Here is a 23,057-nt window from a genome sequence, read left to right as displayed (position 1 = left end):
TGCAGCGCACCGGGGTCCGGGCCGGCCCGGATGCGTCCGGCGCACCGGTGCGCCGACCCCGGCTCCCCTGACGGTGACGGCGAACTGAACCCTTACCCGACCGGCACCATCTCGGGCGTCAGCCACGGCGCGGTGCGGGTTCGGCTGGACGTGGCCCGACGTCCAGGCCGGCATGCTGCTGCGGCCGCGGATGCTCGCCGGTTCGCGTGGAACGGGCGCCACGATCGGGCGGCCCGTCAGCCGAGCCCGCTCGGCCTGCCTGTGGAGGGTGGGGGGCAGCCGCGGCCGGTCCGGCCGCGGCGGTGCCGCCCGGTGGAGCAGGAACCAGCCGGCCACGCCTCTGCGTGGCATGAGCACCGGACTGCCCCGGACCGGGGCGCTCACGGAATCCGGTCGGATGGCCCCGCGCCATCACGTCGTCATCGTCAGGGGAGCATGGGTGCCGTGCGTGCGTGGTCGGTGGTCGTCCCGGCGAAGCGGCTGCCGCTGGCCAAGACCCGCCTGACCCCGCTGACCGACGGCCTCGGCGGCCCGCCGGGCGCCGCGCACGCCCGGCTGGTCCTGGCGCTGCTGGCCGACACGGTCGCCGCCGCACTCGCCTGCCCCGCCGTCGCCGGCGTGCTGGTGGTCACCGACGACACCGCCGCGGGAGAGGTCGTCACCCGCCTCGGCGCCCGCACGGTGCCCGACGAGCCCGACCGCGGCCTCAACCCGGCCCTTGCGCACGGGGCCCGCGCCACCGGGAGCACCGCGGTGGCGGCGCTCTCCTCCGACCTGCCGGCGCTGCGCCCGGAGGAGCTGACCGCCGCGCTGGCGGCCGCGGAGGCCCGGGTGGGTGGACGAGGCGGCCGGTGCTTCGTCGCCGACGCGCAGGGCACCGGGACGACACTGCTCACCGCCGTCGCGACCGACCTCTCCCCCGCCTTCGGCGCCGGGTCGGCGCAGCGGCACGCGGCCGGCGGAGCGGTCGAGCTCCCCGGCACGTGGCCCGGCCTGGCGCGGGACGTCGACACGGCCGAGGACCTCCGCGCCGCGCTCGCGCTGGGCGTGGGGACGCACACCGCCGCGGTGCTCGGCGGCGCACGTCCCCGCACCGGCTGACCCGCTGCTCACCACCCGCCGTCCCCCCGACTGCGGCACGATGAGCCCGTGCCCTCGACCAGATCCGGCGCCCCCGCCGACCGGTACATCAACCGCGAGCTGTCGTGGCTGGACTTCAACGCCCGCGTGCTCGAGCTGGCGGAGGACGACTCCCTGCCGCTGATGGAACGGGCGAAGTTCCTGGCGATCTTCGCCAGCAACCTCGACGAGTTCTACATGGTCCGCATCGCCGGCCTGAAGCGCCGGCAGAGCACCGGCCTCACGGTCCGCTCCCCCGACGGGCTGACCATCCGGGAGCAACTGGCCCGGGTCACCGAGCGGACCCGCGACCTGGTGCACCGGCACGCCGACGTCTTCACCAAGGACATCAGCCCGCGCCTGGAGGAGGCCGGGATCCGGATCGTGCACTGGACCGAGCTGGCCGACGACGAGACCACGCGGCTGCGGGACTACTTCCGCGACCAGGTGTTCCCGGTGCTGACCCCGCTCGCGGTCGACCCGGCCCACCCGTTCCCCTACATCAGCGGCCTCTCGCTCAACCTCGCCGTCCAGGTGCGCGACCCCGACACCGGTGCCCCGCGCTTCGCCCGGCTCAAGGTGCCCAACAACGTGCCCCGCTTCGTGCCGGTGGCGGCGGGCGGGTCCGTCGATGCAACAGCCCCGGGGACGACGTTCCTGCCGCTCGAGGACCTCATCGCCGCCCACCTGCCGCAGCTGTTCCCCGGCCTCGAGGTCATCGACCACCACCTGTTCCGGGTCACGCGCAACGCCGACCTCGAGGTCGAGGAGGACCGCGACGAGGACCTGCTCCAGGCCCTCGAGCGCGAGCTGGCCCGCCGCCGCTTCGGCCCGGCGGTGCGCCTCGAGGTCGCCGAGCCCATGGACCCGCAGATCCTGTCGGTGCTCATGTCCGAGTTGGAGGTGGACAAGGAGGACGTCGTCCACGTGCCCGGCCTGCTGGACCTGGCCGCGCTCTGGGAGCTCTACCGCCTGGACCGCCCCGAGCTCAAGGACGAGCCGTTCGTCCCCGCCACCCACCCCCGCCTCTCCGAGGGCGAGACGCCGAAGAGCGTCTTCGCGACCCTGCGGGAGGGCGACGTGCTCGTCCACCACCCGTACCACTCCTTCGCGACCAGCGTGCAGCGCTTCATCGAGCAGGCCGCCGCCGACCCCAACGTGCTGGCCATCAAGCAGACGCTGTACCGCACGTCGGGCGACTCCCCGATCGTCAACGCGCTCATCGACGCGGCCCAGGCCGGCAAGCAGGTCGTCGTCCTCGTCGAGATCAAGGCCCGCTTCGACGAGGAGGCCAACATCAGCTGGGCCCGCTCGCTGGAGCGCGCCGGCTGCCACGTGGTCTACGGGCTGGTCGGCCTGAAGACCCACTGCAAGACGGCGCTCGTGGTGCGCCGGGAGAACGGCATGATCCGCCGCTACTGCCACATCGGCACGGGCAACTACAACCCCAAGACCGCCCGGCTCTACGAGGATCTCGGCATCCTCACCGCCGACCCCCGGGTGGGCGCCGACCTCACCGACCTGTTCAACACGCTGACCGGCTACTCGCGGCAGACGACCTACCGCCGACTGATGGTGGCCCCGCACGGGATCCGCTCCGGGCTGGTCGAGAAGATCCGCCGGGAGGCGCGAAACGCCCGGGAGGGCCGCCCGGCCGGCATCCGCGTCAAGGTCAACGCGCTGGTCGACGAGCAGGTCATCGACGCGCTGTACGAGGCCTCGGTGTCCGGCGTCCCGGTGGAGCTGCTCATCCGCGGCATCTGCTCCCTGCGCCCCGGGGTCCCCGGCCTGTCCGAGAACGTGCGGGTGCGGTCCATCGTCGGTCGTTTCCTGGAGCACTCGCGCGCGATGTGGTTCGCCGGCGGCGGCGAGGGCGAGTGGTGGATCGGCAGCTCCGACCTCATGCACCGCAACCTCGACCGCCGCGTCGAGGTGCTGCTGCGGGTGTGCGACGAGGTCGCCCAGCGGGAGCTGGACGAGATGTTCCTCGGGGCGATGGCCGAGGGGGTGCGCTGCTGGGAGCTGGGCAGCGACGGCGCCTGGACGCGCACCGGGGAGCGCGACTACCAGGCCGAGCTGATGGCGGCGGCCGACCATGCCGGCTGAGGGAGAGGGCACCCGTCTCGTCCGGGCGGCCGGCGGCGCGCTGTGGCGCCCGGTGGTCGGCGGTGGCCTGGAGACGGCGCTGGTGCACCGGCCGAAGTACGACGACTGGTCGCTGCCCAAGGGCAAGCCGGACGCCGGGGAGCACCTGCTGCAGACCGCGGTCCGCGAGGTGGCCGAGGAGACCGGGCTGGACGTCGTCGTCGGACGGCGCAGCGTGCGCACCGAGTACGAGGTCCCCGAGGGCCCCAAGCGGGTCGACTACTGGTTGATGCGCGTCGTCGGCGGTGACTTCCTGCCCAACGACGAGGTGGACGAGCTCCGCTGGATGCAGGTGGACGAGGCGTGTGCGCTGGCCAGCCACGCCCACGACCGTGCGGTGCTGGCCGACCTGGCGCGCACCGACGTCCCGCGGGAGCCCTCGCTGCTGCTGGTCCGGCACGGCCGGGCCGGCAGCAAGTCCGACTGGGACGGCCCCGACGACCTGCGCCCGCTGGATGCCAAGGGACGCCGGCAGGCGGCACAGCTGGCGCAGGTGCTGCCGTCGTTCGCCCCGGTCGAACTGCTGACCGCCGAGCGGGTGCGCTGCCGGGAGACCCTCGAGCCGCTGGCCGAACGGCTGGGCTGCGACATCCGCCCGCTGCCGGAGCTCGGCGAGGAGGAGTTCGCCGCCGACCCGCAGGCCGCCCTCGCCGCGGTCGAGCGGCTGCTCGCACCGCGCGAGCAGCCCGGGGTGAGCGTCGTCTGCAGCCAGGGCGGGGCGATCCCGTCGGTCCTGATGAGCCTCGGCGTCCGCTGGGAGGGGATGGCCGGCCGGCTGCACCCGCCGGCGGCGAAGGGCAGCACCTGGGTGCTGGGAGGCCGGCCGGGTGCGCTGGCCGCCGACTACTACCGCGACTTCTGGGCCGACAGCGCCGACGTCGGGCCGCGCTGACCCGATGATCAGCTGAGCTCACCGTTCAGGGTCCGGGCTCACGACCGGCGGTGAGCCAGGACCCCGTTCGATCAGGTCAGCTGATCATCAACGGCTCAGGCGGGCAGTGCGGGGAGGGCCTCGGGCAGCCAGGCCGGACGCCGGGCCTCGTAGTCCTCGATGTCGGTCAGGTGCCGCTCGGTCAGCCCGATGTCGTCGAGGCCCTCCAGCAGCCGCCAGCGGGTGTAGTCGTCGATCTCGAACGGCACCGTCGTGTCGCCGTAGGTGACCTGCCTGAGCTGCAGGTTGACGGTCACCTGCGTGGCGGGGTCGGCCTCCGCCGCCGCCCAGAGCGCCTCGACCTCCGGCTGCGGCAGGACGACGGTGAGCAGCCCGGCCTTGGTTGAGTTGTTCTTGAAGATGTCGGCGAACCGCGAGCTGATGACGACGCGGAAACCGCCGTCGAGCAGCGCCCACACCGCGTGCTCGCGGGAGGAGCCGGTGCCGAAGTCGGGGCCGGCGACCAGGACCGAGGCGTCGGCGTACTCGGACCTGTTGAGCACGAAGTCGGGCTCGTTGGTGCGCCAGGCGACGAACAGACCGTCCTCGAACCCGCTGCGGGTGATCCGCTTGAGGTACTCGGCCGGGATGATCTGGTCGGTGTCGACGGCGCTGCGGCGCAGCGGGGCGGCGGTGCCGGTGTGGGTGGTGAAGGGCTGCATCGGTCTCAGACTCCAGCCAGCTCGGAACGGTCGAGGTCGGCGGGGGCGGTGAGCTTCCCGGTGAGAGCGGTCGCGGCAGCCACGGACGGCGACACCAGGTGAGTGCGGCCGCCCTTGCCCTGCCGGCCCTGGAAGTTGCGGTTGCTGGTCGAGGCCGAACGCTCCCCCGGCTCCAGCTGGTCGGGGTTCATGCCCAGGCACATGGAGCACCCCGCACCCCGCCACTCGGCGCCGGCCTCGGTGAACACCTGGTCCAGGCCTTCGGCCTCGGCCTGCGTCTTCACGCCGACCGAACCGGGGACGACGAGCATCCGGGTGTTCGCGTCGATCTTCTTCCCGCGCAGCAGCTCGGCGGCGACCCGCAGGTCCTCGATGCGGCCGTTGGTGCAGGAGCCGAGGAAGACGGTGTCGACCTCGATCTCGCGCAGCGGTGTGCCCGGGGTCAGGCCCATGTAGGCCAGCGCCTGCTCGGCGGCCCGGCGCTCGTCCCCGTCGGCGATGGCGGCCGGGTCGGGGACCGATTCGGCGATCGGCAGCCCCTGGCCGGGGTTGGTGCCCCAGGTGACGAACGGCGTCAGCGAGGCGGCGTCCAGCACGACCTCGGTGTCGAAGACCGCGCCCTCGTCGGTGCGCAGCGTCTTCCAGTACTCGACGGCGGCGTCCCAGTCGGCGCCCTGCGGGGCGTGCGGACGGCCCTGCAGGAAGTCGAAGGTGGTCTGGTCGGGAGCGATCAGCCCGGCGCGCGCGCCGGCCTCGATCGACATGTTGCAGATCGTCATCCGGGCCTCCATCGACAGCGCCTCGATGGCGCTGCCGCGGTACTCGATGACGTGGCCCGCGGCTCCGTTGGTCCCGATCTGCGCGATGACGGCCAGGATGACGTCCTTCGCCGAGACGCCCTCGGGCAGCTCGCCGTCCACGGTCACGGCCATCTGCTTGGGCCGGTACTGCGGAAGCGTCTGGGTGGCCAGCACGTGCTCCACCTCGCTGGTGCCGATCCCGAAGGCCAGCGCGCCGAACGCGCCGTGCGTCGAGGTGTGGCTGTCGCCGCAGACGATCGTCATGCCCGGCTGGGTGAGCCCCAGCTGCGGGCCGATGACGTGGACGATGCCCTGGTCGCGGTCACCCATGGGGGCCAGCCGGATGCCGAACTCGGCCGCGTTCCTGCGCAGGGCCTCGACCTGCGCGCGGCTGACCGGGTCGGCGATCGGCTTGAGGATGTCGAGCGTCGGGACGTTGTGGTCCTCGGTCGCCATCGTGAGCTCGGGGTGGCGCACCGGGCGACCGGCCGCGCGGAGGCCGTCGAAGGCCTGTGGGCTGGTCACCTCGTGCACGAGGTGCAGGTCGATGTAGAGCAGGTCCGGCTCACCCGCGGCACTGCGCACGACGTGGGCGTCGTAGACCTTCTCCGCCAGGGTCTTCGGCACGACTGGTCCCTCCCGGGGCTCGCCCGCAGCGGCGGCCGGGGTGTGGCCATCTCACGCTGTGGGATGCGAGTATTGCTGTGTGGGACAGCCTAACCCCGTCGCCGTCTTGGACAAAGCGGTGGCGATCCTCCGCGCCGTGGCCGCCGAACCGGCGACCCTCGCCGAGCTGGTGGAGCGCACCGGACTGCCCCGTGCGACCGCCCACCGGCTGGCGGTGGCCCTCGAGGGGCACCGCTTGGTGCGGCGAACCACGGCCGGTGCGTGGGCGCCCGGGCCGGCACTGGCCGAGCTCGGCCGCGGGCTCGCCGACCTCGCCCAGCTCGCCGGCCGACACCTGGTGACGCTGCGCGACGCCAGCGGGGAGAGCGCGCAGTTCTACGTCCGCGACGGCGCCAGCCGGGTGTGCGTGGCCGTCGCCGAGCGGGCGCACGGGCTGCGGGACACCGTGCCGGTCGGGGCGCGGCTGCCGATGACGGCAGGCTCCGCGGCGCATGCACTACTGGCCTTCGCCCCGGCCGACGAGGTCACCCCGCTGCTGCCCAACGCGAGCTTCACCGCACGCACGCTGCTCGACGTCCGCCGACGGGGCTGGGCGCACAGCGTCGCCGAGCGGGAGCCGGGCGTGGCATCGCTGTCGGCCCCGGTGCGGGACGGCACGGGTGCGGTGCTGGGCGCGGTCTCCATCTCCGGGCCGGTCGAGCGGCTGGGTCGCCGTCCCGCCCCGGAGGTCGTGGGCGCGGTGCTCGAGGCCGCCGGCGCGATCTCCCGCGCCGCTCGCTGAGAGGGAAACTCCCCCCTTCCCACCGTTCGCGAGCTCAGGAGGGGCCTACTCGAACAGGTCGGCAACCGGCAGGCGCAGCCCGGGCAGGACCTCCCCGCCCTCGATCTCCCCGTCGGCCCGTACGTGTGCGACCGTCCCGTCGGCGGCATGGACGGCCACCACCCGCTGAACCGGATACACCACCCACACCAGCGATGTCCCCGCCGCCAGCCAGGCCAGCGCCTTCTCGGTGACATCGGCCGCCCGGTCGGACGGACTGACGACCTCGACGGCGAGATCGGGAGCGAGGTCGAGGAAACGCTGCCGCTCCGAACGAGGAGGCAGGCGGTGTTCGGCCACGAAGGCCACGTCCGGAGCGCGGACCGTGTCGGGGTCCCGGGAGAGCCGGAAGCCGGTCTCTGCGGCCACCGCCACGCCGAGCCGATCGCGGCGGACGTGGTCGCGGAGGAGGGCACCGATGGTCAACGCCACCTGTCCATGGTGGAAGCCGGCCGGCGCCATCTCCTTCAGCTCCCCGTCCACCAGCTCGCGACGCCGACCGTCGTCGGGCAGGTCCATCAGCTGCTCGGCCGTCATCAGCGCCACCGCGGAGACCGGCTGTGCGCTCACGACCGCCACCCTATGCCGGTCCGGATCACCTCGGACGAATACGCGCAGCCGGGCGCCGGGTGGTCCAGCCGTTGCCGATGCCGTCGTCGTCGGTGAGCGTCGGCGCGTGCGGTGACGCCCGACGCCCGCCAGGAAGCCTGACCTCGTTGACCATGGGGTGATGGCCGGGCTCTGCGCGCCTCTCCTCGTGGTGCCGACAACGAGCGATGATCGACTTGCAGACGACGACTGGACGTTCGTACGTCCTTCCGTAGTCTGATGGCATGACGGACGACGACCGGCTGGCACGGATGGAGGAACGCCTCGCGGCCCTGGAGGCCGCTGTCGCCGTCCCCGGCGCCGAGCCGGGCCCCCCGCCGTCCGGCCGGTTCTGGGCACTCGAGGGCCTCGCGGACGACGCCGCGGCGATGCCCGGCGGCGCGGTGGTCTACGCCGGGCGGGTCACGCTGCCGACCGGTGAGGAGTACGCCTGGCAGCGCACCCACGCGGCCGATCAGGTCCGCGGCACCGGGGACGACGACGCCGCGACCGCCGCCGTGCTCGCCGCGCTCGGCCACACGGTCCGGCTGCGGCTGCTGCGCGAAGTGCTGACCGGCACCCGCACCACGGCACAGCTCGCCGCCCTGCCGGGCCTGGGCACCACCGGCCAGTTGCACCACCACCTGCGCCAGCTCACCGCGGCCGGCTGGCTGCGCACGGCCGCCCGCGGCGCCTACGCCGTCCCGGCCGACCGGGTGGTGCCGCTGCACGTCGTCCTCGCGGCGGGTGCGGCGTGAGGCCCCGGGTACTGGCGGCGCGGGTGCGGCCGGTTCTGCTGCTCGTGGGCGTCCTGCTGGTCCTCGCCGGGGTCGCCGGGCTCCCCGCCGGCCAGTTGATCGGCGTGGCGGTGCTCATGGTGTTCGTCGTCCTGGACCGCGTGGCGCCGCCGCCGGCTCCCGCGACTGTCGTCGAGCCGCCGGTGCGCGGGCCGTGGCGGGCGCTGAACTCCCCCGCCACCCGGGTGCCGTCGCACGGGACGCACGGCCTCGGCCAGACCCACGCCATCGACCTGCTCCTCGACCCCACCGACGGCAGCCGGCCGCGCTTCGGCTCGGGGCCGCAGTGGCGGGCCGCCGCCGAGTACCCGGCGTTCGGCCGGCCGGTGCACGCTCCGCTGACCGGCACGGTGGTGCGGGCGCACGACCGCCGCCGCGACCACCGGGCCCGCAGCGGCTGGCTGTCGCTGGCGTACCTGCTGCTGGCGGAGGGCTTCGTCCGCCAGGTCGCCGGCACCCGGTGGATGGTCGGCAACCACGTCGTGGTGGAGGCACCCGACGGCACGTGCGCCGTCCTCGCCCACCTGCGCCGCGGATCGCTGCGCGTGCGTCCCGGCGACCGGGTCACCGCCGGGCAGCAGGTGGCCGAGTGCGGCAACTCCGGCAACAGCAGCGAGCCTCACCTGCACGTCCAGCTCACCGACTCCGCGCGGCTGGCCGGCTCCTGCGGCCGACCGATCACGGTGCGGGGCGGCGCGCCCGACGGCTCGGACGGGCTGCCCGGCGACGACGAGCTCCTGGGCACGGACGCCCCCAGGGTGATGTAGCTGAGCACCACCGCCGCGGCGACGATGAGCGAGATCCACAGCGGCCAGCCGAGCAGCGCGTTGACGATCGTGGCCAGCAGGAACAGGTTGATGCCGGCGATGAGGATCTGGGCGACCGCGAAGGACAGCGCGTTGACCAGATGTGCGCCGGTGCCGAAACGGCGGCGCATGAACTCGGGGACGCTGCGCACCTTCGACCCGTAGTAGAAGGGCATCATCACGATGGCCAGGAAGAGCATCGCGGGGACGGCGCCGATCCAGAAGCAGTGCATGGTCGGGAAGCCGTACTGGTGCCGTTGGCCGACATGCCGATGGTCTCGACCGCGCCGAGGTTGGCCGAGAGGAACGCCAGACCCGTGACCCACGCCGGCAGGGAGCGCCCGGAGAGGAAGAAGTCCAGGCTGTCCGACACCCGCCGCCGGGCGGCGAAGCCGATCAGCAGGACGACGACGAAGTAGGCGGCGACCAGCAGGTAGTCGACGAACGAGGCGTCGAGGCGCAGGGTGTCCACGTGGCTGGGACCTCCGGGGTCGTGGTCCGGGTCAGGCCAGGCGCTGGGCGCCCGGGGACGGTACGACCGCGAAGGCGCGCGGTGGGGTGAGACCCTCCTGCCCGAAGCGGTCGGCGATCGCCTGTGCCACGGTGTGGGTCCGGTCGGCGCCGACCAGCACCACGGCGCTGCCGCCGAAGCCGCCGCCCACCATGCGCGCGCCGGCGGCGCCGGCCTCCAGGGCGGTGGCCACGGCGGTGTCGAGCTCTCCGGTGGAGATCTGGAAGTCGTCGCGCAGCGAAGCGTGCCCGGCGGTGAGCACGGGCCCGATCTCCGCCGGCCCACCGGTGCCGCGGAGGATCCGCACCACCTCGAGGACGCGGGCGTTCTCGGTGACGACGTGCCGGGCGCGTCGCAGCAGGACGGCCCCCTCGGCGGTGCCGTCGTCCAGCGGGGCGATCGCGGCCACGTCCGCGACGTCGCGCAGCGCCCGCACCCCCAGCCGTTCGGCGGCCTGCTCGCACTCGCGGCGCCGGTCGCCGTAGCCGCCGGTGGCGTGGTCGTGCGTCGTCCCGGTGTCGACGACGAGCAGCTCCAGCCCGGCCGCGGCCAGGTCCAGGGGCACCTGCTCGGAGCTGCGGTCGCGGGTGTCCAGGAACAGCGCGTGCCCGGCGGTGCAGAGCAGCGACGCGGACTGGTCGAGGATGCCCGTGGGCGCGCCCACGAAGTCGTTCTCCGCGCTCCGGGCGACGTCGACCAGGTCGGCGACGGCGAGGTCGGGGGCGGCGAGGTCGCGGAGGGCCAACGCGACGGAGCAGGACAGCGCCGCCGACGACGACAGCCCCATGCCCGCGGGGACGTCGCCGTCGACCAGCACGCTCACCCCGCCGGGCACCCGGTCGCGCAGCGCGTCGACGACCCCGGCCGGGTAGCCGGCCCAGCCGTCCGGTCGCCCCGGCGCCAGCTCGGCGACCGGCACCTCCACCCGGTCGCCGGGGTGCTGCGCGGAGACGAGCGCGACCAGCCCGCCCTCCCGGCGGGCGACCGCGGCGCGCGTGGTGTGCGGCAGCGCCACCGGCAGCACGAAGCCGTCGTTGTAGTCGGTGTGCTCGCCGATCACGTTCACCCGGCCCGGCGCCGCCCAGACGCCCTCGGGCTCGCCGCCGAACGCGTCGGCGAACGCCTGCCGGGCCCGCTCGACCGGGGTCACCGCACGTTCCGCAACTGCTCGGCGACGTCCTCCGGCGTGGTGTCGCTGATGAACACGCCCATGCCCGACTCCGAGCCGGCCAGGTACTTCAGCTTTCCCGGCGCACGGCGCAGCGAGAACAGCTGCAGGTGCAGCCACCAGTCCCCGCGGCCGCGGCCGACCGGCGCCTGGTTCCAGGAGGCGATGTAGGGCATGGGGCTGTCGAACCGGCGGACGAGGCGGCCGAGCACGTCGAGGTAGACCTCGGCCAGCGCGTCCCGTTCCTCACCGGTGAGGGCCGGCAGGTCGGGCACCCGGCGGTGCGGGAACAGCTGCAGCTCGTAGGGCCAGCGGGCGGCGGCCGGGACGAACGCCGTCCAGTGCCCGTTGGCGGCGACCACCCGCGGCCCGGCGCGCTCGGCGGAGAGGACGTCGGCGAACAGGTCGCCGCCGGTCTCCCGTCGGTGCCGCTCGACGGAGGCCAGCACCTCCTCCACCCGCGGCGTCACGAACGGGTAGGCGTAGATCTGCCCGTGCGGATGGGAGAGGGTGACCCCGATCTCCTCGCCGGAGTTCTCGAACACGAAGACCTGCTCGACGCCGTCGATGCCGGACAGCTCCGCGGTGCGCTCGGCCCACACGTCGACCACCAGGCGGGCTCGGTCGGCACCCAGCGTGGCGAAGGACCGGTCGTGCTCGCTGGTGAAGACTACGACCTCGCACCGGCCGAAGCCGGGCCGCAACTCCGTGAGGGGGGCGCCGGGAGCGGTGGGAGGGAGGTCGCGCTGCACCGCCGTCGCCAGGGACGGGAAGCGGTTCTCGAAGACGACGACCTGGTAGTCGGCCTCGGGCACCTCGGTGGGCTCGCGGCCGGGCCGGGTCGGGCACAGCGGGCAGAGGTCCGCCGGCGGCAGGAAGGTCCGCGTCTGCCGGTGCGAGGCCAGGACCACCCACTCACCGAGCAGCGGGTCCCACCGCAGCTGCGAGCGAGTGCTGACCGGAGGCAGGTCGCGCGGGTCCTCGACCGTCCGCGGTGGCGCGGCGTCCCCTGCGTCGAAGTAGAGGATCTCCCGGCCGTCGGCCAGCCGACGACTCGTCCGGAGCACGGTGGGACCTGCCTTTCCGCCGCCCGTCACTGTGCGTGAGCGGCGCCCCCGACGCTAGAACCGGCCCGACGCCCAGGTCACCCCGGCCCGCCCCCGGGACGGCGAGAGCCCCCGGCCGGTCTGGTCGGGGGCTCCCGCTCGCTGTAGCCCCGAAGGGATTCGAACCCTCGCTACCGCCGTGAGAGGGCGGCGTCCTGGGCCGCTAGACGACGGGGCCGTACGGGCCCCATGGTGCCACGCCCACCACCGGGACCGCGTACCGGGTACCGGAACCGGGAGACGACGAGAGCCCCCGGCCGGTGTGGTCGGGGGCTCTCGCTCGCTGTAGCCCCGAAGGGATTCGAACCCTCGCTACCGCCGTGAGAGGGCGGCGTCCTGGGCCGCTAGACGACGGGGCCGTGCGGTGGTGCGGTCGTGCTGAGGAATGCTGTCTCCACAGACAGCTTCCTCGCTGGGGTACCAGGACTCGAACCTAGACTAACGGAGCCAGAATCCGTCGGGCTGCCAATTACCCCATACCCCAAGGGTCGCGCTGCGCCTCGCGGCGCCGGGGACCACCATACCCGACGCCCGGGAGTGGTCCCGGCAGCCCCCAGGGTGACGGTGGCCGCAGGTCCCGCGCGGCGGTCAGCGTCGCGGGCCGCAGCCGCCGGCGGGAGCGGGCGACGAGCGCCACGTAGCCGCCCATGGCCAGCAGGTCGATCGCCACCACGATCACGCCGGTGCCGGCCGGCACCGCGGCGGTGGCCACCCCTTCTCCCAGCCCACCGGCCAGCAGGAAGACCAGCACGTTGTTGACGGCGTGCAGCACGATCGCCGCCTCCAGGCCGCCGGTCAGCCAGACGACGGCCGAGGCGGCCAGCCCGAAGGCGAACCGGTCGAGGAACGTCCACACGTCCGGCGGGAGGTGGGCGACCGAGAACAGGGCGGCGGTCAGCACCCCGGCGGTCACCGCGCCCGCCCGGGCGTTGCGGAACCACCCGGCGATCGCCTGGCTGAGGTAGCCGCGGAACACGTACTCCTCGGCGGCCGACTGCAGCGGCGTGGTCAGCACCACCACGAGCAGCAGCCACCCATAGCCCGCCACCGGGCCGGTGACCTCCCAGCCACCGAACAGGAAGCCCAGCAGGACGCTCGCCAGGATGCCGACACCGAGGGTGGGCAGGGCCGACAGGGTGGACGGCAGCAGCAGCCGCCATCGCAGCCGGGCCAGCACCGACGACGACCAGCCGATCCGCATGCCGTGCGCGACGGCCCAGGCCAGCCACACGCACGGGATGGCGGCGATCAGCGAGACGTTGGTGACCAGCAGGAGGCCGGGGTCGGTGAGGTCGGTGGGGTCGATGGTCGCGGGGTCGGGGAACACCCCGGTCGCGAAGCCGACCAGGAGCACCAGAACGGTGGCGACGAGATAGACCACGGTGAACAGCAGCAGGCCCAGCAGCGGCCGCCACCAGTGCCAGTCCCGCGAGCGCATGGCGTGCAGGAACTCGACCGGCTCGTCGTGCGGCGGGGTGCCGGGCGGCGGCTGCCACCGCAGGCCCGGTGGCGGTCCCCACGGCGGGGCGGGCGGACCACCCCACGGCGGACCGGGTGGCGGTCCCCACGGCGTCCCGGGCGGGGCGGTGTGCGGGCCCGGCTGCAACGGCACCGGCCCGAGCGGCCAGGGCACCGGCCCGGCCGCCGCTCCGGTGGCGGGCAGCGAGTGCACCCCGTGCAGCGCCCCCGGCACGTACGGCGGCGCCCCGTAGGGACCGGTCGGCGGCGGCCCCGTGTAGGGCTCGTCGTCCGGCGGGGGCCAGCCGGGCGGTACCGCTGCGGTCACCGGGTCATCCGGGCACGGCCGCGCGCGCGGCCGCGAGGCGGGCCAGGGTGCGGTCGCGGCCGAGCAGCTCGATGGACTCGTAGAGCGGCGGCGACACCGTGCGGCCGCTGACCGCGACGCGCACCGGTCCGAACGCCTGACGCGGCTTGCGGCCCAGCCCCTCGACCAGCCTCTCCTTGAGCGCGGCCTCGATGTCCGCCGTGGCCCACGAGGGCAGCTCCCGCAGCGCGGCCGCGGCGGCGTCGAGCACCTCCGCCGCCTCCGTTCCGGCCAGCTGCTTGGCCGCGGCCGCCGGGTCGATCTCGACGTCCTCCACGAACAGGAAGCGCACCAGGTCCACGGCGTCGGCGAGGACGACGACGCGCTCCTGCACCATCGGCGCGACCGCGCGCAGGACCCGGTCCTGCTCGGCGGTCGGCGGGTCGCCGACCAGGCCGGCGCCGGCGAGGAAGGGCAGCACGCGGGCGACGAACTCCTCGACCGGCAGCGCGCGCAGGTGGGTGGCGTTGATCGCCTCGGCCTTCTTGAGGTCGAAGCGGGCCGGATTGGCGCTGACCCGCGTGACGTCGAAGGCCTCGACCATCTCCTGCATCGAGAAGACGTCGCGGTCCTCGGCGATCGACCAGCCCAGCAGCGCCAGGTAGTTGGCGAACCCCTCCGGTAGGAATCCCCGGGCGCGGTGGACGTCGACGTTGGACTGCGGGTCGCGCTTGGAGAGCTTCCTGTTGCCCTCCCCGGTCACGTAGGGCAGGTGGCCGAAGCGCGGCGCGCCGTCCGCGACGCCGATGTCGGTCAGGGCCGCGTAGAGGGCCAGCTGCCGCGGGGTGGAGGGCAGCAGGTCCTCGCCGCGCAGGACGTCGGTGATGCCCATCAGGGCGTCGTCCACCGGGTTGACGAAGGGGTACAGCGGCACACCGTTGGCCCGGACGATGACGAAGTCGGGGACCGAGCCCGCGGCGAAGCGGATCTCCCCGCGGACCAGGTCGGTCCAGGCCAGGTCCTCGTCGGGCATCCGCAGCCGGAGCACCGGCTCCCGACCCTCGGCCCGGAAGGCGGCCTTCTGCTGGTCGGTGAGGAAACGGTCGACGTTGTCGTAGCCGAGCTTGGGGTCCTGCCCGGCGGCCAGCCGGCGGGCCTCGACCTCCTCGTTCGTGGAGAACGACTCGTAGGCGTGCCCGGCCGCCAGCAGCTTCTGCGCCACCTCGCGGTAGACCTCGTGCCGCTCGGACTGTCGGTAGGGGCCGTGCGGACCGCCGACCTCGGGACCCTCGTCCCACTCGAGACCGAGCCAGCGCAGGCTGTCGAGCAGGTGCCGGTAGGACTCCTCGGAGTTGCGGGAGGCGTCGGTGTCCTCGATGCGGACGACGAAGGTGCCGCCGGTGTGGCGGGCGTGCGCCCAGTTGAACAGCGCCGTCCGCAGCAGGCCGACGTGCACCATGCCCGTCGGCGAGGGACAGAAACGGGTGCGGACGCCGCTCACCTGGGACCTCCCGCGGTGGAGGTGACGTCGGCGCCGGCGACCGTGTTGCCCAGCGTGCCCAGCCCCTCGATGGTGCACTCGACCCGCTGACCGGGCCGGATCGGGCCGACGCCGGCCGGGGTGCCGGTGAGCACGACGTCGCCGGGCAGCAGCGTCATCACCTGGGAGATGTGCGAGATCAGGGTGGGGATGCCGAAGAGCAGCTGGCTGGTGCGTCCCTGCTGGCGCAGCTCGCCGTCCACGCTGCAGGTGACCTCGAGGTCGGCGGGGTCCAAGCCCTGAGCCGGCAGGTCGGTCTCGATCCACGGGCCCAGCGGGCAGAAGGAGTCGAAGCCCTTGGCGCGGGTCCACTGGCCGTCGTTCCTCTGCATGTCCCGCTCGGTGACGTCGTTGCCGATCGTGTAGCCGAAGACGCCGGCCAGCGCCTGCTCCGGGGGGACCTGGCGGGCACCGCGGGCGCCGATGACGACGGCCAGCTCCACCTCGTGGTGGACGTTCGTGCTGCCCGGCGGGATGCGGATCGCGTCACCGGGGCCGATGACCGTCGTCGACGGCTTGAGGAACAGCAGCGGCTCCTCGGGGGCCTCCCCGGTGTTCATCTCCTGCACGTGCTCGGCGTAGTTCTTGCCGACGCAGACGACCTTGCTCGGCAGGATCGGCGAGAGCAGCCGGACGTCGGCCTGCGCGAACCGCTGGCCGGTGAAGGAGATGGTCCCGAACGGGTGACCCTCGATCTGGGCGACCTGGCCGTCGCCGTCGAGGACGCCGAAGGACATGCCCGAGGGCGAGGCGAAACGGACGATGCGCACGCTCCGAGGCTACTGACTCCCGGCCCTCGGCCCGCGCCCGCGCCGGTCGGGCCCTACGGTCGCACCATGGCGTGCCGGCTCAGCGAGATCGTCGTCGACAGCAGCGACCCCGAGGCGCTGGCCGCGTGGTGGGCCGAGGTCCTCGGCTACCGGGTGCTCGGCCGTGAGGAGGGAGCGGTCGAGATCGGGCCGGAGGCCGGGTTCGGCGGGGCTGCCCCGACCCTGGTGTTCGCCCCCGTCGCCGAACCCGCGCCGGGCAAGCCGCGGCTGCACCTGGACCTCAACCCGACCGACCGCGACCAGGACGCCGAGCTGGAGCGGCTGCTCGCGCTGGGCGCCACGCCTGCCGACGTGGGACAGACCGGCGGGGAGGGCTGGCACGTGCTCGCCGACCCCGAGGGCAACCCGTTCTGCCTGCTGCGCAGCCGGCTGTGACACCGTCGTCCTACCGGACGGCACCGCGGCCAAGTACCGTCCCCCGACGCCGCTGAGCCGCTGCATCGCGCCTGCCCGGGACCCTTCGGGCCCCACTCGGCGCGATCCCACCGAGCAGGGGAGATCGCCCGTGATCCTGATCGTCGTGAAGTTCCCCGTGCGTCCCGAGCGCGCCGACGAGTGGACGGTGCTGGCCCGCGACTACGCCCGCGCGGTGAACGCGGAGGAGGGCTGCCTCTTCTTCGAGTGGTCGAGGAGCGTCGAGGAGCCCGACACCTGGGTCTGCGTCGAGGGCTTCCGGGACGCCGAGGCCGGTGGCGCGCACACGAGCACGGACTCCTTCACCCGGTTCGTCGAGCAGGCGCCGGACCTGGTGTCGGCGCAGCCGCAGATCGTCTACGTCGACGCCCCCGACGTCAGCGGCTGGGGCCCCATGGGCGAGGTGCGGCCGAGGGGCTGACTCCGGCCTGACAGCGTGCGCAGGGGTGCAGTCGATCCGGGGAGCAGATCTGCGCTCCTGCGCCCACCCGCCGGAGGTCACCGCTGGCGATGCCGGACGGCGTAGGAGAGGGCGTCGACGAGCGCGTGCCAGGATGCCTCGACGATGTTGGCGTGGACGCCGACGGTGGTCCACTCCCCCACTCCGTCGGTGGTGTCGATGAGCACCCGGGTCGTGGCGCCGGTGCCGCCCTTCCAGCCGAGGATGCGGACCTTGTAGTCGGCCAGCGAGACGTCGGCCAGCCGCGGGTACCGGCTCACCAGCGCCTGGCGCAGCGCGTTGTCGAGGGCGTTGACCGGCCCGTTGCCCTCGGCGGTCGAGATGATCCGCTCGCCGTCGACGTGGACCTTCACCGTGGCCTCGCTGACGACGACGCCGTTGCCCCAGTGCTCGACGGAGGTCCGGTAGCTCTCCAGCTCGAACAGCGGCGGCGGGGCGTCGGGCAGCTCGGCACGCAGCAACAGCTCGAAGGACGCGTCGGCGGCCTCGAACGACCAGCCACCGGCCTCGAGCACCTTGACCCGGTCGACGACCCGACCGATGACGTCGGCGTGCCCGTCGAGGTCGACGCCGAGCTCGCGGCCCTTGAGCTCCACCGACGCCCGGCCGGCCATCTCGGTGACCAGGATGCGCATGTCGTTGCCGACCACCGCGGGGTCCAGGTGGTTGTAGAGCTCGGGGCTGACCTTGATCGCGCTGGCGTGCAGGCCGGCCTTGTGCGCGAACGCCGAGGCACCGACGTAGGGCTGGTGGTCGTCGGGGGCGATGTTGGCGAGCTCCGCGATCGCGTGGCTCACCCGCTGCAGTTCGGGCAGGCACTCGGCCGGCACCGCCGGGATGCCCATCTTGGTCACCAGGTTGGCGATCAACGCGAAGGTGTCGGCGTTGCCGGCGCGCTCGCCGTAGCCGTTCGCCGTCCCCTGGACGTGGGTGACGCCGGCCTCGACGGCGGCCAGGGTGTTGGCGACGGCGCAGCCGGTGTCGTCCTGGCAGTGGATGCCCAGCTTGCCGTCGACCCGCGCGCGGACGTCGGCGACGACCCGGCCCACGCCCATCGGCAGCATCCCGCCGTTCGTGTCGCACAGGACGCCGACCTCGGCCCCGGCCGCGAACGCCGTCCGCAGCACCTCGACGCCGTGGTCGGGATCGGCGGCGTACCCGTCGAAGAAGTGCTCGCAGTCGAGGAACACCCGCCGGCCGTGCCGGACGAAGAAGGCCACGGTGTCGCGCACCATGGCGAGGTTCTCCTCGAGCGTCGTCCGCAGCGCCTCGCGCACGTGCCGGACGTCGGACTTCGCGACCAGGCAGACCACCGGCGTGTCGGCGTCCAGCAGGGCCCGCACCTGGGCGTCGTCCTCGACGCGGACGCCGGCCTTGCGGGTGGAGCCGAACGCCACCAGCGCGGCGTTGCGCAGCTTCAGCTCGGTGCGGGCGCGGGCGAAGAACTCGGTGTCCTTGGGCAGGGCGCCCGGCCAACCGCCCTCGATGAAGCCGACGCCGATCTCGTCGAGCAGACGGGCGACGGCCAGCTTGTCGGCGACGGAGTAGCTGACCCCCTCGCGCTGGGCGCCGTCGCGCAACGTCGTGTCGAAGACGTGGAAGTCGGTGCTGGTCGGAGTCGGCACGGTGTCCTCCCGGAGACGGCGAAGTGCCCCAGACACGAGAAAGACCCCCCGGGAACGGGAGGTCTGCGCGCAGTCGGAGAGGTGACTGCGCGCTAGGCGATGAGAATCGAGCCGGTGCGGGACATCGCGTCGAGTAAAGCACGCGCCCGGTGCCGGTGGTGGGCCGCAGGGGCCCCGGCAGGATCGGCCAGCGTGTGCGCCGGCGCCCGGTTCGGACGCTGAGAACCGGGCGTCGGCGCACACGCTCGTCGGAGAGTTCAGCCCCCGGCGAGCGCGGCGAGCCGGTCGCCGACCTCGTGCGTCCGGACCGGCGCCTCCGGGTCGCGGGTGGAGAGGTCGAAGGCGACCGCGGCGTCGACCTTCCTGGCCTGGTCGGCGCGGCCGAGGTGCTCGAGCAGCAGGCCCACCGACAGCACGGTGGCGGTCGGGTCGGCGACGCCCCGACCGGCGATGTCCGGCGCCGAGCCGTGCACCGGCTCGAACATGCTCGGGTTGGTGCCGGAGGCGTCCAGGTTGCCGCTGGCGGCCAGCCCGATGCCGCCGGTCACCGCCGCGGCCAGGTCGGTGACGATGTCGCCGAAGAGGTTGTCGGTGACGATGACGTCGAAGCGGCCCGGGTCGGTCACGAAGAACATCGAGGCCGCGTCGACGTGCTGGTAGGCGACGGTGACCTCGGGAAACTCGGCAGACACCTCCTCGACCGTCCGCGACCACAGCGACCCGGCGTGGGTGAGCACGTTGGTCTTGTGGATCAGCGTGAGGTGCCGGCGCGGCCGGGCCAGGGCGCGCTCGAACGCGTAGCGGACGACCCGTTCGACGCCGAACGCGGTGTTCAGGCTGACCTCGGTGGCGACCTCGTGCGGGGTGTCCTTGCGGAGCACGCCACCGTTGCCGACGTAGGGGCCCTCGGTACCCTCCCGGACGCAGAGCATGTCGATGCCGCCGGGGGCGGCCAGCGGGCTGCGGACGCCGTCGAAGAGCCGGGCCGGGCGCAGGTTGACGTGGTGGTCCAGCTCGAAGCGCAGCCGCAGCAGCAGCCCACGCTCCAGGATGCCGGGCGGGACGCTCGGGTCGCCGATGGCGCCGAGCAGGATCGCGTCGTGCTGGCGCAGCTCGTCGAGCACCGTGTCGGGCAGCAGCTCCCCGGTCCGCTGCCAGCGCAGCGCGCCGAGGTCGTAGGGGGTGCTCTCGACGTCGGGAGCCACCTCACGGAGGACCTTGAGGCCCTCGGCCACCACCTCCGGGCCGATGCCGTCCCCAGGGATCACTGCCAATCGCATGGTCGTCCTCCCTGGGTCAGCGCGCGGTGAGGTCCGCCGAGCGGGCCTCGCGCGCACCGATCCGGCCGGCGATGTCCCCGAGCAGCTCGGCCGGGACCGGGCTGTCGACGGTCACCGCCATGAGCGCCTCGCCGCCGCGGGTGGTGCGGCTGACCTGCGCGCCGGCGATGTTGATGCCGGCCTCCCCCAGCGCCGCACCCACCGTGCCGACGACGCCGGGCCGGTCGGTGTAGACGAAGAAGAGCAGGTAGCCCGAGGCATCCAGGTCCATGTCGAAGCCGTTGACCTCGACCAGCTTGGGTACCTGGTTCTTGCCGAAGAGGGTGCCGGAGACGGTCACCTCCGTGCCGTCGGCCATCGCGCCGCGGACGCTGACGAGGTTGCGGTAGTCGGGACTCTCCACCTCGCTGGTGAGCGCGACCTCGAGGCCGCGCTGGTCGGCGAACAGCGGGGCGTTGACGTAGGTGACCTGTTCCTCGACGACGTCGGAGAAGACGCCCTTGAGCACCGCCAGCTGGAGCACCGAGTCGTCGAACTCGGCGATCTTGCCCCGGACCTCGACGGTGACCGACTGGGCCAGCCCGCCGGCGACGGCGGTGAACACCCGCCCCAGCTTCTCGGCCAGCGGCAGCCCCGGGCGGACGTCTTCGGCGACGACCCCGCCGGCCTGGACGTTCACCGCGTCGGGCACGAACTCGCCCTGCAGCGCCAGGCGCACCGAGTGCGCCACGGCGGTACCGGCCTTGTCCTGCGCCTCGGTGGTGGAGGCCCCCAGGTGCGGGGTGACGACGGTGTTGGGCAGGCCGAACAGCGGGCTGTCGGTGCACGGCTCCTCGGCGTACACGTCGATACCGGCCCCGCCGACCTGCCCCGACTTCAGCGCATCGGCCAGGGCCGCCTCGTCCACCAGCCCGCCGCGGGCGGCGTTGACGATGATGACGCCGCGCTTGGTGGTGGCCAGCTCGGCGGCGCCGACCAGGCCGAGCGTCTCCGGCGTCTTGGGCAGGTGGATGGTGATGAAGTCGGCCTCGCGGAGCAGTTCCTCCAGCGGGACCATGCGGACGCCGAGCTGCGCGGCGCGGCCCGGCTGGATGTAGGGGTCGTAGGCGATCAACGTGACGCCGAAGGCGGCCAGCCGCTGGGCGACCAGCTGCCCGATCCGGCCCAGTCCGACCACGCCGACGACCTTGTCGGTGATCTCGACGCCGGTGAACTTCGAGCGCTTCCAGGTGCCCTCGCGCAACGACGCGTCGGCGGCCGGGATGTGCCGGGCGGCCGCGAGCAGCAGGGCCACCGCGTGCTCGGCCGCACTGACGATGTTGGACGTCGGGGCGTTGACGACCATGACGCCGCGCTCGGTCGCCGCACTCACGTCGACGTTGTCCAGGCCGATGCCGGCCCGGGCGACCACCTTGAGGTTCGGGGCCGCGGCCAGCGCCTCGGCGTCGATCTGGGTGGCGCTGCGGATCATCACGGCGGAGGCGTCGGCCAGCGCCGGGAGCAGCGCGGCGCGGTCGGCGCCGTCCACGTGGCGGATCTCGACGTCGCGCCCGAGCACCTGCAGCACGCTCGGGGCGAGTTCTTCGGCGATCAGGACGACGGGCGCGGTCCCTGACATCGTGACGGTCACGGGAGCACAGCCTAGGGAGGGCGGGTCCCCAGGGCCCGACCAGCCCCTTCTCCGGACGGCGACGCGCCGGTCGGGGCGTGCCGGTCCACCTCCCACGTGAGGGGTGGGGTCGCTTGCCCGGGTAGGGGTAGGCCGACATCCTGGCCGCGAACGGTCGGCGGACGCCGGCGCCGACGGAGGAGACCATGAGCACCCACGACGACGAGCACGGCTCCGGCACCGACCCGCAGCCGGGACGGCCGCCTCAGCAATACGGGCAACAGCCGCAGTACGGGCAGCAGCCGCAGTACGGGGCGACCGGACAGCCGTACGGGGGCCCGCAGTACCAGACCTCCCCCTACGGCCAGGGCCAGCCGCAGGGGGAGGCCGGACACCCGCAGCAGTACGGCCAGCAGCCGGACTACGGCCAGTACGGGCCCACGGGTCGATACGGCCCGCCGCCGGGCTACGGTCAGTACCTGCCCCCGGGCCAGTACGGGCAGTACGGCTACGCCGCGGCTCCCGCCAAGCCCGCGCCGGTCGTGGTGGCCGCGGTGCTCGGCTTCCTCTTCAGTGCGCTCGGCGCGCTGGTGACCCTGGGCCTGCTCCTGGGCGGCGCCCTGCTGGGCCCCCTCCTCGAGGACATGGTCGCCAGCGACCCGGCGTTCGAGGGCGTCGACACCACCGAGGTCACCGACGCCGCACTCCTCTTCGGGATCGGCTTCGGAGTGGTCGCCCTCCTCTGGACGGCGCTCATGGTCTGGGGCTCGGTGCGCGCGCTGACCGGCCGCAGCCGGGTGCCACTGCTGGTGGGTGGCTCGATCGCGGTCGCGGTGACCGCGTTCTTCCTCCTCGCCGCCCTCTCCGGGCTGTCGACGGGTGAGTTCGGCGGTGGCGAGGTGGTTTTCTTCCTGCTGTTCTTCCTCGCCGCGCTGGCCATCGTGGTCCTGCTCTGCCTGCGGCCCGCCAGGCAGTTCTTCGCCACCCACCGCGCGCGGCGCGGTCGCTGAGCCCACGGGACCGCAGCACCATGTCGATGCCCCGTCGTCCCGAGCCCGGCATCCCCACAGCCGGCGGCGGGCGCCCGCCCCACGTCCTCCTCGCGGCGGTCGCAGGCTTCGTCGAGGCCGGGTTCCTCCTCCTGGCGGCCCTGGCCTCCTTCACGTTCAGCGTGGCGGCAGGTCTGTTCGCGGTCTTCGGCGTCCTGTACCTGGCCCTGGCGGTGGCCTGCGCCTGGGGCGGAGTCGCGGCGCTCCAGGGCCGGGGCCGCCGCCTCCTGGTCGCCTCGGGAGCGGTCGCCGGCGCGTTGGGGTTGACCGCCGTCGTCGTCGGCATCGCATCCGGGACCGGTTTCGCCCTCTTCCCGGCGCTCATCCTGCTGCTCGGTGTCACCGCCGTCGTCCTCCTGCTGCAGGCGCCTGCACGGGAGTACTTCACCGCGGCTCGCAGGCCTC

Annotated in this window: 22 protein-coding genes and 3 tRNA genes; 10 read left to right on the top strand and 15 right to left on the bottom strand. The window is 73.7% G+C overall.

Features of this window, described 5'->3' with window-relative positions:
- The first annotated feature begins 435 nt into the window (after positions 1-435).
- From cofC to E4P41_RS09375, 3 genes are read left to right on the top strand one after another with little or no spacing between them, the layout of a single operon-like run.
- Positions 436-1,101, top strand: a complete 666-nt coding sequence (cofC, locus tag E4P41_RS09385) for a 2-phospho-L-lactate guanylyltransferase (RefSeq protein ID WP_135140848.1) — start codon at positions 436-438, stop codon at positions 1,099-1,101.
- Between the two features lie 48 nt (positions 1,102-1,149).
- The gene (locus E4P41_RS09380; RefSeq protein ID WP_135140845.1) at positions 1,150-3,225 is read left to right on the top strand and encodes an RNA degradosome polyphosphate kinase; all 2,076 of its coding nucleotides are present in this window, start codon (positions 1,150-1,152) and stop codon (positions 3,223-3,225) included.
- The gene (locus E4P41_RS09375) at positions 3,215-4,156 is read left to right on the top strand and encodes an NUDIX hydrolase (protein ID WP_135140843.1); all 942 of its coding nucleotides are present in this window, start codon (positions 3,215-3,217) and stop codon (positions 4,154-4,156) included. The genes E4P41_RS09380 and E4P41_RS09375 overlap by 11 nt, the downstream gene beginning before the upstream one ends.
- A 95-nt stretch (positions 4,157-4,251) precedes the next feature.
- On the opposite strand, the gene leuD is transcribed toward E4P41_RS09375, so the two are convergent.
- Both leuD and leuC read right to left on the bottom strand, forming a co-directional pair.
- Positions 4,252-4,857 carry a 3-isopropylmalate dehydratase small subunit gene (leuD, locus tag E4P41_RS09370; protein WP_135140841.1) on the bottom strand — a complete coding sequence of 202 codons (606 nt, stop codon included), beginning with the start codon at positions 4,855-4,857 and terminating at the stop codon, positions 4,252-4,254.
- A gap of 5 nt (positions 4,858-4,862) precedes the next feature.
- A complete protein-coding gene (leuC, locus tag E4P41_RS09365) occupies positions 4,863-6,284 on the bottom strand; it encodes a 3-isopropylmalate dehydratase large subunit (protein ID WP_135140839.1) in 1,422 nt (473 codons plus the stop codon).
- 79 nt (positions 6,285-6,363) lie between these two features.
- On the opposite strand from leuC, the gene E4P41_RS09360 reads away from it, so the two are divergent.
- A complete protein-coding gene (locus E4P41_RS09360) occupies positions 6,364-7,065 on the top strand; it encodes an IclR family transcriptional regulator (protein WP_135140836.1) in 702 nt (233 codons plus the stop codon).
- A gap of 45 nt (positions 7,066-7,110) precedes the next feature.
- Here the strand turns inward: E4P41_RS09360 and E4P41_RS09355 are convergent, their stop codons facing one another.
- The gene (locus E4P41_RS09355; protein ID WP_209307627.1) at positions 7,111-7,674 is read right to left on the bottom strand and encodes a Uma2 family endonuclease; all 564 of its coding nucleotides are present in this window, start codon (positions 7,672-7,674) and stop codon (positions 7,111-7,113) included.
- Positions 7,675-7,937: 263 nt separating this feature from the next.
- Between E4P41_RS09355 and E4P41_RS09350 the strand changes: the two genes are divergently transcribed.
- On the top strand, positions 7,938-8,450 hold the full coding sequence (locus E4P41_RS09350; RefSeq protein ID WP_135140834.1) for an ArsR family transcriptional regulator: 513 nt from the start codon (positions 7,938-7,940) through the stop codon (positions 8,448-8,450).
- Complete coding sequence (locus tag E4P41_RS09345; RefSeq protein ID WP_209307626.1) at positions 8,447-9,256, top strand: M23 family metallopeptidase; 810 nt, start codon at positions 8,447-8,449, stop codon at positions 9,254-9,256. The genes E4P41_RS09350 and E4P41_RS09345 overlap by 4 nt, the downstream gene beginning before the upstream one ends.
- Before the next feature lie 217 nt (positions 9,257-9,473).
- On the opposite strand, the gene E4P41_RS23125 is transcribed toward E4P41_RS09345, so the two are convergent.
- The 9 genes from E4P41_RS23125 to E4P41_RS09300 form a co-directional block, all read right to left on the bottom strand.
- On the bottom strand, positions 9,474-9,767 hold the full coding sequence (locus E4P41_RS23125) for a hypothetical protein (RefSeq protein WP_245177215.1): 294 nt from the start codon (positions 9,765-9,767) through the stop codon (positions 9,474-9,476).
- Between the two features lie 31 nt (positions 9,768-9,798).
- Complete coding sequence (gene galK, locus E4P41_RS09335; protein ID WP_135140833.1) at positions 9,799-10,956, bottom strand: galactokinase; 1,158 nt, start codon at positions 10,954-10,956, stop codon at positions 9,799-9,801.
- Positions 10,953-12,041, bottom strand: coding sequence for a galactose-1-phosphate uridylyltransferase (galT, locus tag E4P41_RS09330; protein WP_135140830.1), 1,089 nt, complete (start codon positions 12,039-12,041; stop codon positions 10,953-10,955). Before galT ends, galK begins: the two co-directional genes overlap by 4 nt.
- Before the next feature lie 144 nt (positions 12,042-12,185).
- Positions 12,186-12,258 (bottom strand) — tRNA-Glu (locus tag E4P41_RS09325).
- Positions 12,259-12,366: 108 nt separating this feature from the next.
- Positions 12,367-12,439 (bottom strand) — tRNA-Glu (locus E4P41_RS09320).
- A 53-nt stretch (positions 12,440-12,492) separates the two neighbouring features.
- Positions 12,493-12,564 (bottom strand) — tRNA-Gln (locus E4P41_RS09315).
- Positions 12,550-13,866, bottom strand: a complete 1,317-nt coding sequence (locus E4P41_RS09310; protein WP_135140828.1) for a CPBP family intramembrane glutamic endopeptidase — start codon at positions 13,864-13,866, stop codon at positions 12,550-12,552. The genes E4P41_RS09315 and E4P41_RS09310 overlap by 15 nt, the downstream gene beginning before the upstream one ends.
- Positions 13,867-13,870: 4 nt before the next feature.
- Positions 13,871-15,346, bottom strand: a complete 1,476-nt coding sequence (gene gltX, locus E4P41_RS09305) for a glutamate--tRNA ligase (RefSeq protein ID WP_135140826.1) — start codon at positions 15,344-15,346, stop codon at positions 13,871-13,873.
- Complete coding sequence (locus tag E4P41_RS09300) at positions 15,343-16,155, bottom strand: fumarylacetoacetate hydrolase family protein (RefSeq protein ID WP_135140824.1); 813 nt, start codon at positions 16,153-16,155, stop codon at positions 15,343-15,345. The genes gltX and E4P41_RS09300 overlap by 4 nt, the downstream gene beginning before the upstream one ends.
- 66 nt (positions 16,156-16,221) lie before the next feature.
- Between E4P41_RS09300 and E4P41_RS09295 the strand changes: the two genes are divergently transcribed.
- Both E4P41_RS09295 and E4P41_RS09290 read left to right on the top strand, forming a co-directional pair.
- A complete protein-coding gene (locus E4P41_RS09295) occupies positions 16,222-16,590 on the top strand; it encodes a VOC family protein (RefSeq protein ID WP_135140822.1) in 369 nt (122 codons plus the stop codon).
- A gap of 130 nt (positions 16,591-16,720) precedes the next feature.
- On the top strand, positions 16,721-17,050 hold the full coding sequence (locus tag E4P41_RS09290) for a putative quinol monooxygenase (RefSeq protein ID WP_135140820.1): 330 nt from the start codon (positions 16,721-16,723) through the stop codon (positions 17,048-17,050).
- A 77-nt stretch (positions 17,051-17,127) separates the two neighbouring features.
- Here E4P41_RS09290 and cimA read toward each other — a convergent pair whose 3' ends face one another.
- The 3 genes from cimA to serA all read right to left on the bottom strand — a co-directional run bounded on the left by cimA (position 17,128) and on the right by serA (position 21,624).
- Positions 17,128-18,714 carry a citramalate synthase gene (gene cimA, locus E4P41_RS09285; protein WP_135140818.1) on the bottom strand — a complete coding sequence of 529 codons (1,587 nt, stop codon included), beginning with the start codon at positions 18,712-18,714 and terminating at the stop codon, positions 17,128-17,130.
- A 257-nt stretch (positions 18,715-18,971) separates the two neighbouring features.
- Positions 18,972-19,994 (bottom strand): 3-isopropylmalate dehydrogenase, encoded by a 1,023-nt coding sequence (locus E4P41_RS09280; protein ID WP_135140816.1) that lies wholly within the window; start codon positions 19,992-19,994, stop codon positions 18,972-18,974.
- 16 nt (positions 19,995-20,010) lie between these two features.
- Complete coding sequence (gene serA, locus E4P41_RS09275; protein ID WP_245177214.1) at positions 20,011-21,624, bottom strand: phosphoglycerate dehydrogenase; 1,614 nt, start codon at positions 21,622-21,624, stop codon at positions 20,011-20,013.
- A gap of 185 nt (positions 21,625-21,809) precedes the next feature.
- Between serA and E4P41_RS09270 the strand changes: the two genes are divergently transcribed.
- Positions 21,810-22,613 (top strand): hypothetical protein, encoded by an 804-nt coding sequence (locus E4P41_RS09270; protein ID WP_135140814.1) that lies wholly within the window; start codon positions 21,810-21,812, stop codon positions 22,611-22,613.
- A gap of 20 nt (positions 22,614-22,633) precedes the next feature.
- Positions 22,634-23,057 (top strand): hypothetical protein (locus E4P41_RS09265; protein ID WP_209307625.1); only part of this gene is annotated, 424 nt, incomplete at its 3' end.

The organism is Geodermatophilus sp. DF01-2, assembly GCF_004571065.1.
GTDB lineage: Bacteria > Actinomycetota > Actinomycetes > Mycobacteriales > Geodermatophilaceae > Geodermatophilus.
This window is presented reverse-complemented; position numbering and strand designations above follow the sequence as displayed.

What these genes read in the sequence shown, in the direction of transcription:
- cofC (WP_135140848.1), top strand. Translation starts at nt 436, where the DNA reads ATGGGTGCCGTGCGTGCGTGGTCGGTGGTCGTCCCGGCGAAGCGGCTG.
- E4P41_RS09375 (WP_135140843.1), top strand. Translation starts at nt 3,215, where the DNA reads ATGCCGGCTGAGGGAGAGGGCACCCGTCTCGTCCGGGCGGCCGGCGGC.
- leuD (WP_135140841.1), bottom strand. Translation starts at nt 4,857, where the DNA reads ATGCAGCCCTTCACCACCCACACCGGCACCGCCGCCCCGCTGCGCCGC.
- E4P41_RS09350 (WP_135140834.1), top strand. Translation starts at nt 7,938, where the DNA reads ATGACGGACGACGACCGGCTGGCACGGATGGAGGAACGCCTCGCGGCC.
- E4P41_RS09295 (WP_135140822.1), top strand. Translation starts at nt 16,222, where the DNA reads ATGGCGTGCCGGCTCAGCGAGATCGTCGTCGACAGCAGCGACCCCGAG.
- E4P41_RS09280 (WP_135140816.1), bottom strand. Translation starts at nt 19,994, where the DNA reads ATGCGATTGGCAGTGATCCCTGGGGACGGCATCGGCCCGGAGGTGGTG.
- E4P41_RS09270 (WP_135140814.1), top strand. Translation starts at nt 21,810, where the DNA reads ATGAGCACCCACGACGACGAGCACGGCTCCGGCACCGACCCGCAGCCG.